At 35.3% G+C, this 12,541-nt stretch carries 15 protein-coding genes; 4 read left to right on the forward strand and 11 right to left on the reverse strand.

Features of this window, described 5'->3' with window-relative positions:
- Positions 1 to 77 precede the first annotated feature (77 nt).
- The 4 genes from AACH31_RS06230 to AACH31_RS06245 are packed head-to-tail and all read right to left on the reverse strand — an operon-like array spanning position 78 to position 2,258.
- Positions 78 to 530 (reverse strand): stage III sporulation protein AF, encoded by a 453-nt coding sequence (locus AACH31_RS06230; protein ID WP_161831886.1) that lies wholly within the window; start codon positions 528 to 530, stop codon positions 78 to 80.
- 36 nt (positions 531 to 566) lie between these two features.
- Entirely contained in the window at positions 567 to 1,625 is a 1,059-nt protein-coding gene (locus AACH31_RS06235) for a stage III sporulation protein AE (protein ID WP_338617237.1), read from the reverse strand.
- A 28-nt stretch (positions 1,626 to 1,653) separates the two neighbouring features.
- A complete protein-coding gene (locus tag AACH31_RS06240) occupies positions 1,654 to 1,992 on the reverse strand; it encodes a stage III sporulation protein AD (protein ID WP_237658919.1) in 339 nt (112 codons plus the stop codon).
- Between the two features lie 59 nt (positions 1,993 to 2,051).
- Positions 2,052 to 2,258 carry a SpoIIIAC/SpoIIIAD family protein gene (locus AACH31_RS06245; protein WP_161831888.1) on the reverse strand — a complete coding sequence of 69 codons (207 nt, stop codon included), beginning with the start codon at positions 2,256 to 2,258 and terminating at the stop codon, positions 2,052 to 2,054.
- A 716-nt stretch (positions 2,259 to 2,974) separates the two neighbouring features.
- Here AACH31_RS06245 and AACH31_RS06250 point away from each other — a divergent pair.
- Both AACH31_RS06250 and AACH31_RS06255 read left to right on the forward strand, forming a co-directional pair.
- Entirely contained in the window at positions 2,975 to 3,154 is a 180-nt protein-coding gene (locus AACH31_RS06250) for a hypothetical protein (RefSeq protein WP_262950408.1), read from the forward strand.
- A 14-nt stretch (positions 3,155 to 3,168) separates the two neighbouring features.
- Positions 3,169 to 3,354, forward strand: a complete 186-nt coding sequence (locus AACH31_RS06255; RefSeq protein ID WP_161831889.1) for a hypothetical protein — start codon at positions 3,169 to 3,171, stop codon at positions 3,352 to 3,354.
- A 1,004-nt stretch (positions 3,355 to 4,358) separates the two neighbouring features.
- On the opposite strand, the gene efp is transcribed toward AACH31_RS06255, so the two are convergent.
- Entirely contained in the window at positions 4,359 to 4,916 is a 558-nt protein-coding gene (gene efp, locus AACH31_RS06260) for an elongation factor P (RefSeq protein WP_161831890.1), read from the reverse strand.
- A 349-nt stretch (positions 4,917 to 5,265) separates the two neighbouring features.
- On the opposite strand from efp, the gene AACH31_RS06265 reads away from it, so the two are divergent.
- Positions 5,266 to 5,658, forward strand: coding sequence for a rhodanese-like domain-containing protein (locus AACH31_RS06265; RefSeq protein WP_161831891.1), 393 nt, complete (start codon positions 5,266 to 5,268; stop codon positions 5,656 to 5,658).
- A gap of 629 nt (positions 5,659 to 6,287) precedes the next feature.
- Here AACH31_RS06265 and AACH31_RS06270 read toward each other — a convergent pair.
- From AACH31_RS06270 to rpsU, 3 genes are read right to left on the reverse strand one after another with little or no spacing between them, the layout of a single operon-like run.
- Positions 6,288 to 6,755: a DUF4825 domain-containing protein gene (locus AACH31_RS06270; RefSeq protein WP_161831892.1), complete on the reverse strand. Its 468-nt coding sequence runs from the start codon at positions 6,753 to 6,755 to the stop codon at positions 6,288 to 6,290.
- Positions 6,756 to 6,800: 45 nt separating this feature from the next.
- On the reverse strand, positions 6,801 to 7,253 hold the full coding sequence (locus AACH31_RS06275) for a GatB/YqeY domain-containing protein (protein ID WP_161831893.1): 453 nt from the start codon (positions 7,251 to 7,253) through the stop codon (positions 6,801 to 6,803).
- Between the two features lie 20 nt (positions 7,254 to 7,273).
- Entirely contained in the window at positions 7,274 to 7,462 is a 189-nt protein-coding gene (rpsU, locus tag AACH31_RS06280) for a 30S ribosomal protein S21 (RefSeq protein WP_161831894.1), read from the reverse strand.
- Between the two features lie 182 nt (positions 7,463 to 7,644).
- On the opposite strand from rpsU, the gene AACH31_RS06285 reads away from it, so the two are divergent.
- The gene (locus tag AACH31_RS06285; RefSeq protein WP_161831895.1) at positions 7,645 to 8,958 is read left to right on the forward strand and encodes a lipid II:glycine glycyltransferase FemX; all 1,314 of its coding nucleotides are present in this window, start codon (positions 7,645 to 7,647) and stop codon (positions 8,956 to 8,958) included.
- Between the two features lie 38 nt (positions 8,959 to 8,996).
- Here AACH31_RS06285 and AACH31_RS06290 read toward each other — a convergent pair whose 3' ends face one another.
- Genes AACH31_RS06290 through AACH31_RS06300 form a run of 3 tightly spaced genes read right to left on the reverse strand, consistent with a single transcriptional unit; the run spans position 8,997 to position 12,537 of the window.
- Complete coding sequence (locus AACH31_RS06290) at positions 8,997 to 10,439, reverse strand: UDP-N-acetylmuramoyl-L-alanyl-D-glutamate--2,6-diaminopimelate ligase (protein WP_338617243.1); 1,443 nt, start codon at positions 10,437 to 10,439, stop codon at positions 8,997 to 8,999.
- A 4-nt stretch (positions 10,440 to 10,443) separates the two neighbouring features.
- Positions 10,444 to 11,757: a tRNA (N(6)-L-threonylcarbamoyladenosine(37)-C(2))-methylthiotransferase MtaB gene (gene mtaB, locus AACH31_RS06295; protein WP_262950412.1), complete on the reverse strand. Its 1,314-nt coding sequence runs from the start codon at positions 11,755 to 11,757 to the stop codon at positions 10,444 to 10,446.
- Between the two features lie 33 nt (positions 11,758 to 11,790).
- On the reverse strand, positions 11,791 to 12,537 hold the full coding sequence (locus AACH31_RS06300) for a 16S rRNA (uracil(1498)-N(3))-methyltransferase (protein WP_262950414.1): 747 nt from the start codon (positions 12,535 to 12,537) through the stop codon (positions 11,791 to 11,793).
- Positions 12,538 to 12,541 lie beyond the last annotated feature (4 nt).

Consider the following 12,541-nt stretch of genomic DNA (forward strand, 5'->3'; position numbering starts at 1 on the left):
TAGTTGATGGCTTCCCTTCCACTTCTTTTACCTCCTATCTTCGGAACTCCTTCCCTCATATTGTCGCTTCTTTTCCATCAATCCCCTCCTTTAAAGATAACATCCTCTTGCTTCAGACCAAGCTGATTGAGCATACACGTTTTAGACTCTGAATCAGTCTTGGCCATCTCTAGTGTGAGTACATCACCAAATTCAAACCCTAAGATTTGAATTCCACACTTTTCACCTGAGGATTCAACCCGCGCCTCCATCTCACTCAATGTCATTTGAGATAAATCAGTTTCAATCAATCCTTGATAATACTGAATGGATTCATCAAACTTCCCTTCATCAAGAAAGGAAACTGAATCGATGAGTGACGTCACCTCATTATTCATTATACTAATCACCGGCTTTAAAATGATAACAATGATAAAAAAGTGAAGATAAAACGTAATTATTTTTTTGTACGAAGCCGGAATCACCAATAAATTGACAATAGCTATCAAGAAAAACATGGCGATAATCTGTTTTGCATATTCATATAGCATATCTTTTCCCATCTCCTCAAAACTTGTCGCATAGAATTAGTTCGTTAATAGCATCATATTTGAGCTGTATAAAATAATGAAGAACGTGAAAATAAACATGACCCCGATAATGATCATAATGACTAACAAGTTCATAAGACCCGTATTAAAGACATCTAAAATTTTAATATAGTCTTTACTTACAATTGGTTGAATGACTCCAGTTAGCAATCGAAAAAGAATCAGACTGACTCCTACTTTAATGATCGGAAAACTAACAACGACCACTAGTGTAATAACACCCAAAAGCCCCACGCTATTTCTTAAGATAGATAGCGTTGATACAACTGAAACGATTGTATCTGTAAAGCGTGTTCCAATGACTGGAATATGATTCATTAAATTTTGCGTGGTTCTAAAGAACAATCCGTCTGCAAAACTTAGTGTCATATTCTGAATAGACATCAGCGCCAAGAAAAAGGCGAAATACCCACCTAATGTCCACAAAGCTACTTTATTAACAAAACTTATTAATCGACCGTATAAATCCTCTACATTAATCTGATTAATAAACCCAAAGATCGTTCCAATAACTGTGAGTGGAAGACTAATGGCATTAATAAAAAAGTACGATGCATTGATTAAAAATACCACCGCAGGTTTAAATAACGTCTGATTCCAAAGCGCCCCCGTAATGGTAATCAATGAGAGCAGCATCGGGAAAATAGCGACCACAATGTTCATATATCTCGTTAAAATATCTAAGACGTAATCATGATAAAAAATGAAGAGTTGAAATAATTGAACCATTAAGATCAGTTTTAAAACAATATTCGTTACTTTCTCATACTTTGTTGAAAAAGTAGATTGAATATTTTGAAAAAGGGCGATGACGATTAAAAAAATTAAAATACTTTTAAACTGGGTAAATCCGGTTGTTAATTCATGCAACGCGTAGTCACCTAACGATTGAAAAAAACCAACCAAATTAAAATTTTCAACTTTTAATAAATTTGTTTTATCTAAATAATCGGCATCCATCAACCAATCATACTGTTGATAGATTTCAGACCATATATTTTCAAATGTCGATAGATCAAATTCTGCTGCATCCATTACTCCCCCTCCTAGTCCATCTATTTTACTAGACAACCGATAAAATAAGCTCAAATAACTTAATAATCATCGGTAAACTGTATCCTATTAAATAAAGTTTCACGATATACTCAAACATTTTTCCGACATTTCCAAGGCTCGTTTCTGCAAGCAAAAAACTTACAAACTCCGCATAATAAACAATTCCGATTAACCGAATAATAATCGTAACGTATTGCTGCCCTATATTAAAGTCAAGAAAGACATTTGTAATTTGACCAATAATACTTGATAAAAGTTGCAAGGCCATCATAAAAAAATACGTCAATAGAACTAAACTAAAACACTTGGCGTATTTAGAACTAACTTCATTTAACAATAAATACATAATGGCGCATCCAATAACAAGTGTGAGTACTTTAACAATGTCAATGACGGCCCCCTCCTTTACAACATAAAGATTGTTCGTAAGCTCGTCATTAAAACTTCAATTAACTGGACGATAAAAACGAGCATATACACGTATCCGGCCAACATTACCAAATCGCTAATCTCTTTCCCCACATCAAATTTTTTGAAAAATAACGCAACAAATCCAAGCAGAAAAGCCACTCCTGCAAACCTTAGTAATCCTGTAACATCAACCATTGGCATGTTCATTACACCTATCCTTTCGTGAGAATTTGCTAGTTAACTTTATGCAGCATCCCCTTAAAAAATGAAACTTTCTACCGATAAAACACATTTTCTTTTCCTACTTCTCTTCAATATTTATCCACCAAGTCAGAAAAAGACAAGAAAACTTACCTACTTCCCATGTAATGTCGAGAAAATACGACTACCGCTTGGTCCCCCTAAAGCGGTAGTTAACAAATAATCCGGCCCCTTCTTCTTTAATTCAACAACTTAATTATTCCCGTACTTCAAAATCGCCTCCCCAGATCATCATAAAAGTCTCTCCCTGTAAAAAAACCGATCCAACAAACCGACCGATGAGATCATCCATTTATGGTAAACAAAAAAATAAAAGCAATCCTATCCACTCATAAGATTTTTATTTTGATTAGCCTCGCTAAACTGAACGTACATAAATTAAACGCGACTAGCAATACTACTAGTGTAAGAGGCGTTTGTTTAAGAGGAATGAAACAATAGCAAACGTTATGAGTCAATCTCTTATCTCTCAAGAGAAAAGTTTTACTAATCCACTCATTTGGTTCGATCTAACATTAGAAATTATAAATTTCCTTCACACCCAAGAGGTTAAAATATGTATTTCTATTCATTCGACTGATTGGCGGCTTTCAGTATTTATACTTTCATTACTGCTGCTCTATTTCGTCATTACAAATTAAAGGAGGTGCACCGTTTTGGAGAAAAAAACGAATGAGTCACCATTAAAAGCGATAAAAAAAGGGGATGAGGCCAACCGCGACCAAACCGACTCCCCCACCCTGTTAAGTTGTTTATATGCATTTATTCGACTGATTTGGTGGCTTTTGGTGTTTATCCTTTCATTACTGCTACTCTATTTCGTCATTACAAATTAAGGAGGTGTACCGTTTTGGAGAAAAAAACGAGTGAGTCACAATTAAAAGCGATAAAAAAATGGAATGAGGCCAACCGCGAGAAGGCGAATTACACCCGAGGTAAATCTGCAGCTAAAAGCTTCATTAAGAATAAGGCAACATTAGAAGATTTAGAGATGTTAGAGGAAGTTATCCACGAGCGACGCCAGTCATTAAAATAAAAACAAATCCCTACGGCATTTTACATCGCTACTTCATTAAACCGCCTATTTTCAAAAAAAACAAAAAGGAGCTAACAAACGCTAGGAACTCAAAGATAAAGAGTATTCAAATGATTTAAAGCAACGATTGGACACACGATTATTTATTAAAAATAATGCATCTCAAGAAGATATTGAAGAATTTAAACAGCTTTTAGCGGCCCACGAACAAAATTTTATAACCCAACATAAAAAAACACAACGTAGCATCCACCTAGCCGAACCATCAATAAAAAATAGCCCCCTTTTGTTTCGTAAAAGTAGCCGGTGTCACTTATTAAACACGCTATAATTAATATCGTTTAGGATTTCAATAAGAAATAACTCCTGTTTTATGTCCGTAAATCAGTTATTTTACCTTTCTTGTTGGAATCCTTTTTTGTCTCTTGATATCGATAAGGTTTTGAAACCTTCATCAACACTAGATGTGAACGGAAAGTAAATCCATTTATGAAAGCGGGTCCCACCCCTTCATTTTCAAATAACTCGGCCCATAAAAAAACTAAATGTGTTGTGGACATGATACGACCATTTTCTGAATGATTTAAAATGACCTGAAAGACTAACGCTTAGTAATGAAAGGGCACTATTAAATCAGATGATTCCTTGCTAATAAATAACACTGCTTTAACTAAACTTTTATCTCCTTACAGGACCCTTCCCGCTAAACGTCGTCCACTCATTCTGTCGCTAGGTTAACGGCCATCTAAAAGCGGGAATGATTCTCCCTTATCGTTTACCGTATTAACTACAAAAATAATCGATTCAGGAATTGAAAAAATTCACCCCTTAAAATTATGGCTAATAAAATAATTTGATTGGGATACATGCGGGGTAAAAGTGCAAATATGCATAAAAAAAAGACTTTAAGGGCTTAGATCCTTAAAGTCTTTAAATGTTGTAATTTCAATGGTTTCATCCCTTACCAGCGTATACGAGACGACTGACAGAGAAAAAAGCATTAATTACCCACGAGAAACGTAACGTCCATCGTTTGTATTGATGATTAATTTATCCCCAACTTCAACGAATAATGGAACTTGTAATGAGTATCCTGTTGAAACTGTTGCACTTTTTGTTGCATTAGAAGCTGTGTTTCCTTTAACACCTGGTTCACATTCAACAACTTCTAAAGTTACTTTTTCAGGTACATCTACCCCTAAAATTTCATTATTGAATGTATTGATTTTAACTTCCATTCCTTCAACTAAGAAGTTTTTCTCTTTTTCTAATTGTGCAACTGGAATTTCTAATTGCTCATATGTTTCATTATTCATGAAAACATACTCGTCACCCATTGAGTATAAGAATTGCATAGTTGCTTTTTCGATATGCGCACGTTTTACTTTTTCACCGGCATTAAATGTATTATCGATGACAGCCCCTGTACGTAAGTTACGTAATTTTGAACGTACGAATGCTTGTCCTTTACCAGGTTTAACGTGTTGGAACTCGATAACTTGGAATAAGTTTCCTTCATAATCAATCGTCATTCCTGTTTTAAAATCGTTTGTTGAAATCATAAAAATCCTCCTTGCACACGATACAAATTACATCTACTTTTAGAATTGACATTTCCTTTTTAATTATAACATTTATCAAAAAATTGTCTATGCTATGCTCCCCTTTTTCCCCCTAATTACCCTTCTTTTTTTAAAAGATTCCTACTCTTCTCAACAAATAAGAGACTTTCTTCATATCATGATCATTTTAAGATCAAATTCCACCCATTTAGAAGACGTTGTCGGCGTCTTTTTTAACGATAACACGCGCAAATCGCTTCTCAAAATAACTGGGTAAAAAAGAGCTTTATTTTTAATAAAAAATTCTGTAAAATATTATTATAGATTAAAAGATAAGGAGGTTTGGATCATGAATTGGAGTTTAATTATTGTTGCGATTCTTTTAGGTATTGCTTTAGGATTATGGATTATGTTACGCCGCGAATCAAAAAAAGCCGTAACCCTTCTATCAGAAAAAGAGTTTGTAGAAAATATGCGTAAAGGACAACTCGTTGATTTACGCAAAAAAGAAGAATTTGATGCTGGACATATCAATGGGGCTCGTAATATTCCATTCGTTAATTTAACACGTAACCCTGGAAAATTACGTCGCGATTTACCTATTTACTTATACTGCGAAAAAGGAAAAGTTTGTAAACGTGCCGCTCTTGTCCTTTATGGTAAAGGATATGAAAACATTTATCAACTTCAAGGCGGATTAACAAATTGGACAGGACCTTTAAAAAAGACCACAAAAAAATAAAATCTCCTTTTAAACATCAAAAAGATGCTCCCTCTGAAGCATCTTTTTTTATTTTCCATTGTAACCGATCATTTTGATTAATCCCCCACACGCTCAAGTAATGCCCCCACTGAAGCCAAGCGAGATGGCCATCTAAACAAAAATTTAACTCCTACTCTAGTTAAATGATAAACCATGAACTCAATATCTCGGTCGTGCATTACTGTAAAATTTAGATTCTACTATAGTTAAACGATAAACGCCACAAACTTCTAAAAGCAACGACATTCTAAAAGCATTTAGATTCTACTATAGTTAAACGATAAACCCGTTAAACGGGACTAATATTGTTATTTTATACCTCATCAACCTATTTTATTCGTTCGTTTTATGAAAATAATAACAATAATAAGCTTATCTTCGCTTCGATTGCTTCATTTTATCTGTCGTTCCCCCGAGGTTTTTACCTCAAAGGAAGTCGACAGATTCGAAGGCAAACGTCTATGAACCAAAAAGAACAGAATTGAGAGTAGTCCCTATTATATGAACAAAAGTTGATTGATCCATAACAATTAATCTAACGAGCATAAAACATCATCAATAATTATAATTTAAAAATCATCTACTCCCTTATAAGAGGTAATCAAAACTCAATTTGTTGCCTTATACAACTTTTGCATCGATGAATCATTTTGTATGAATTGATCAAAGTCTTCAAACTCTCCAACCAATTCATGACGACTAAACGAAATAACATTATGATCCTCAAGATCAAAGTGTATAGCATCCACATTTTCAATAAGCGAAAATAACACAACTGCATTTCCTTTTAAAACGGTCTCTTGTGAAACTTGTTTTTCCTCTTTCTTACCGATTTTAACATCTGTGTACTGAAAATCTTTATACGCAATTGTTATTTCATATGGAGGCTGATTTGTCTTTAAAGAAAACCCCGTTAAATACTCATTAGCAGGCAATTTATTAAGGATGGTACCGACTGCTGAATTGTTTCCAACATAAGTCCCTTTATAATCAGCCCATGAAAACTCTCTAGGTAAACGAGAGCAACCAGTAAATAAAGCGAAAAACATCACTAATATTAAAATTCGTTTTTTCATCGTTATTCTCCTTTAATATAAAAAAAACACACAAAGATGTGTGTTTTATTTTTGGTTTAAGTAAGCTTTCACTAATGTACTTACTAGGGCACCATCTGCACGTCCTTTTGTTTGAGGAACGATTGCACCCATCAACTTACCCATGTCAGATGGATTGATTGCGTTAATCTTTTTAGCTGTTTCAGATATAATTTGTTTGATTTCTTCCTCAGTAAGTTGCGCTGGTAAATAAGCGTTTAAGTACACTAACTCTTGCTCGATTTTCTCTGCTAAATCTTCACGATCAGCCGCCTTAAATTCTTTTAAAGAATCTCGACGTTGCTTCACTTCACGTGATAGAACAGTTAACTCTTGTTCTTCATTCAATCCAGCTACCCCTAGGTGAATAGCTTCGTTTTGTAAAGATGCCTTTAACATACGAATGACTGATAAGCGATCCTTTTGTTTCGCCTTCATAGCCTCTTTCATATCAGCATTTAATTGATCGAGTAATGCCACTGAAATCACCTATTTAAATATTAGTATTTGTTACGCTTATTAGCTGTTTTACGAGCTGCTTCAGATTTTTGTTTACGTTTGATACTCGGTTTAACGTAATATTCACGTTTACGAGCTTCAGTAAGGGTACCTACTTTAGATACTTCTCTCTTAAAACGACGTAATGCATCATCTAATGATTCGTTTTTTCGAACTACAGTTTTAGCCACCACTAACCCTCCTTCCGCTTCGCTACGATTAACAGTAATATTATACTACATATATCGTCGTCTGTAAACAAAACAAAATAAATTCATTAAAATGATTTTATCTATTTTATGTTATAATAATTACTGACAATTATAGTAAACTAATTACTAGTAAACAATTAAACTATTAAAGGTGGAGTTTTATGAAATTTATAACGAATATACCGGCTGATCGTTTCAATGCATTTGCTGCTAAACATCAAAAAAATCATTTTTTACAAAGTTACGAATGGGGAGTTTTTAAATCAAAGTCACCCGATTGGTCTTTCGATACCGTTGGACTAGAAGACGAGAATGGTCAACTAGTTGCTGGGGCCCTTGTTTTACTTCGACAACTTCCTCTCATTAAGCGTCCATTTATCTACATTCCCCGAGGATACTTAATCGACTTCAGTCAAAAACAACTTGTAGAAACTTTTACCAAATCCATGAAACAGTATGCTCAACAGAAAAAAGCTATTTTCATTAAAATTGATCCTGATATTAAATATATTGACCGTACGGTTGATGGTGAAAAGATCCAAGGTGGACTCGATAATCAGCAACTTGTTCAACATCTCATTGATTTAGGATACCGTCATCTTGGATTTACACAAGACTTTGATTCAAGTATACAACCTAGATACACCTTTCGATTAGACTTAACACCCTCAACAAAAGATCTTCTAAAAGGGTGTCAATCAAAAACACGTTATAATATCAAAGTGGCCCAGAAAAAAGGAATTGAAATTATTGAGGGGACACGCGAAGATTTAAAAACATTTGAATCCATCATGCGCGTTACAGGTGAACGAGACGGATTCTTAACACGTCCTCTTACTTACTTTGAAGATATGTACGATACGCTTGCCCCAAGCGGAATGTGTAAACTTTATTTAGCTAAACTAAATACTGAACAAGCTCTAACGAGTATTAAACAAGAGTTAAATCTCACAGAGAAATCGATTCAAAATTTGCAGGTTCAATTAGATAACGAAGAATTAACAGAAAAGAAGCGAATTAAACTTCAAAATAAACTTGAACCTGAATTAAATAAACAAAAAAACCTCATTCAACAACAGGAAGAATTAAAGAAATTATACGATCAACATCCAGAAGGTATCACCATGTCGGGAATTATTACAACCTATTTTGGTAATAAATCATGGTACTTATACGGCGCAAGTGATAATGTTTATCGCGAGTTTATGCCAAACTACGATATTCAATGGGTTGCTTTCACCGAAGCTAAAGAGGCTGGATATGAAATTTATGACTTTTTTGGTATTAGTGGTAAGACAGATGAGTCTGATCCCTTATATGGACTTTACCGATTTAAAAAGGGATTTGGTGGGGAGTTTACCGAATTCATCGGCGAGTTTGACTACGTTATTTCACCATTAGGGTATTGGATTTGGACTAAACTCCTTCCAGAATTCAAAAAATTCAAGAAAAAATTACGTAATAAAAAACATTAATTCTAAAAAAAGACCTACTAACGTGTAGGTCTTTTTTTCTATCCGATATTTAATCGTTTGCGTAAAATTGTTTTAGCTACTTCTCGATCATCAAGTTCAATATTCCCGCTTTTCCAGTACTGTAACTTTTCATGTCCACGACCCGCAATTAAAACAATATCATTTTTCTTCGCTTTATTAATTGCAGCCTCAATTGCTTTTATTCGATCAACAATAACCTCATAGGTTTGTTGATCTATTCCCTCAGTCATCTCATTTAAAATATCGACAGGATTTTCCGAATGAGGATCATCGGTCGTAAAAATAACATCATCTGCATAATCTACTGATAACTTAGCGATAACAGGGCGCTTTGTTCGATCACGATCTCCTGGACAACCAATGACGACTTTCACTGAATTTTTCTTAATATCATTCACAAATTCTAATACCTTCTCAACTCCATCAGGCGTATGTGCATAATCAACGATAACTGTAAAATCCTGACCCTCATTAATCAATTCCATTCGTCCATCGACTGGAGTTAACGTTGCTATTAAATCAACCACCTGCTGTAGTGGCATTCCCGCTGAATATGCAGATGCCATGGCCCCTAACACATTATGCACGTTAAATATACCAAGTAATGGTGTCTTCACCGGGTACGTTCCCTCAGGAGTAGCTAAGGTAAACGTCGTACCTGAAGTTGTCATCTTAACATCTAATGCCCTGAAATCTGCCTCCGTATTAATCGCAAATGTATAGTAAGAGATTCCATCCTTTTCAAGACGTTCCACTATTTTTTTCCCGTAAACATCATCTATATTAATAATCCCATATCCATCCCGTTTTAACATCGTAAATAATTTATATTTTGCTTCAAAGTACTCATCCATTGTCGGGTGAAAATCTAAGTGTTCCGGCGTTAAATTAGTGAACAGAGCGACTTTAAATTGACAATAGTCAACGCGATGGAGCTCCAATGCATGCGACGAAACTTCAATCGCAACATTTCTTACCCCTGCCTCTACCATGTCATAAAATGTTCGCTGTAAACTTAATGGTTCTGGTGTCGTATTCTTCGGTTCTAAAAAGGTATCTGCATAACGGATTCCATTTGTTCCGATATAGCCAACATGCCCTTCAAATCCAGTTAATAAATGCTCTAAAATATAGGCTGATGTTGTTTTCCCGTTTGTTCCGGTTAAACCAAATAATTCGAGTTTCTCTGTAGGCTTTCCAAACATTAAGTGAGCCAAACGTGGTAATTCTACTTTTGTATCTTTCACAATAATTTGGGGAATCGTTACCCCTTCTACTAAATGTTCACCTACAATCGCCACTGCTCCAGCATCTTCTGCCGCCTTAGCAAATTGATGACCATCGACTGTATACCCTTTAATACATACGAATAAATCGCCTGCCTTAACTCGTCGATTATCAGTCTCGATTCCCATTATCTCTAAATCATAGTCTACATCAAATAATAATTTAATATTCATATGTTCACCCCTCATTAACAACTATTTCACCCTGACAGATCGGATAATCCGCTTTCACAACTTTAACAGGGACAACCTCCCCAATTAAATGAGTTTCTCCCTTAAACTCTACTTTTACATAATTACTTGCATGTCCAACCAAATATCCCTCTTTTGTATGCGACTTTTCTTCTGGAATGACTTGTAATACTTCTCCTTCACACGAACTAGCATACTCTTTAGCTAATTGTTCACTTAAAGCTAATAATTGATTAACACGCATTGATTTAACTAACTCAGGCACCTGATTTTCCATACGTGCAGCAGGTGTTCCATTACGCACAGAATAAGGAAAGACGTGTAGCTCTGAGAAACCAATACGTTTAATTGTTTCTAATGTTTCATTAAATAATTCTTCTGTTTCACCTGGGAAACCAACGATAACATCCGTCGTAATAGCTAAATTATCAAATAACTCTCTTAATTCCGCCACTTTTTCTTCAAACTCAGCTAATGTATACGGGCGTTTCATCCCTTTTAAAATTTCATTTGAGCCCGCTTGAATTGGCATGTGAAGATGGTTAACAATTTTATCCGATTTTTTCATCGCTTCAATGACATCATCGGTTACTTCTGAAGCCTCAATCGAAGAAATACGAATACGTTTAAGTCCTTCAATTTCTACGAGATCCATTAATAGTTGACCAAAACTATAATCTTCTAAGTCTTCCCCGTACGCTGCGGTATGAATTCCCGTTAACACAACCTCGCAGTGTCCATGATCAACAAGTTGTTTCACTTGATCAATAACCACTTCCGGTTTTTGTGAACGAACCGTTCCACGCGCCCACGGGATAATACAATATGTACAAAAGTTATTACATCCATCTTGAATCTTTAAGGTCGCACGTGTACGATCTGAGAACTGTGTAACATTTAATGTTTCAAAACCATCGACTTTAAACACATTTTGAATATGTGAAATTGGCTGACGTTCCTCACGGTATTTTTGTACAAGGGCTGGGATTTGATCACGGCCATGAGTACCAATGACGATATCTACACCATCAATATCCATAATTTCTTTAGGTTTGGTCTGCGCATAGCACCCCATAACGCACATAACAGCTTCAGGGTTGCGGCGGATAGCGCGTCGGATCACTTGACGACTCTTTTTATCCCCAGTATTAGTAACCGTACATGTATTAATAATATAAACATCTGCTACTTCTTTAAAATCTACCTTCTCATATCCCTCGTTTTTAAATAATTCCCAAACAGCTTCTGTTTCATAATGGTTTACTTTACATCCTAACGTATGAAATGCTACAGTTGGCATCCACATCAATCCTTTCTCTTCTCTTGTTGTTAATTAAAGTTCTAATGCATAAGAGATAGCACTCATCACATAGATAGGAGCTGTTTCAGTCCTTAAGATACGTGCTCCTAATGCACAAGGTTTAAATCCGGACTCAATGAGCAATCGCTCTTCGCTTTCACTAATTCCACCTTCTGGCCCTATAATGACTAACATTTTTTCACCTGGTGAAATTTCGGTTAATGACTGTTTTAATTGCGATAAACGTCCCTGTTTAGCAATTTCTTCATAGGCAAACAGACAAACATCATACTCCGAGGCTTTCGCAATTAATTGTTTTAATGAATGAAGAGGAAATACTTCAGGCACCATCTGTCGGTGCGATTGTTCGGCCGCTTCTTTCGCAATTTTATTCCAACGCTCTAGTCTCTTCAGTGACTTTTTCTCATCCAATTTCACCACTGAGCGATCCATGATCAGAGGAATAAACGCAAAAGCACCACACTCGGTAGCCTTTTGGATAACCCATTCAAACTTATCACCTTTTGGCAACCCCTGAGCAATAGTAACATCAATGGGTAATTCTGTTTCCGATGCTACCTTTGAGTCTAATTTAACTTTAATTTCTTGTCCATCCATTTGCTCTATTGTCGATAAATAACAGACTTTGTCCTCATTACAAATAATAACTTGATCTGATAACCCCATTCTCATAACTCTAGAAATGTGGTGCGCATCATCGCCTGTAATAACCGCCATTTGATCATGAAATTGATGATTTTTTAAAAAATAACGTTGCATCTTA

Origin of the sequence: Turicibacter faecis (assembly GCF_037076425.1) — a bacterium.
Classification (GTDB): Bacteria; Bacillota_I; Bacilli_A; order MOL361; family Turicibacteraceae; genus Turicibacter; species Turicibacter faecis.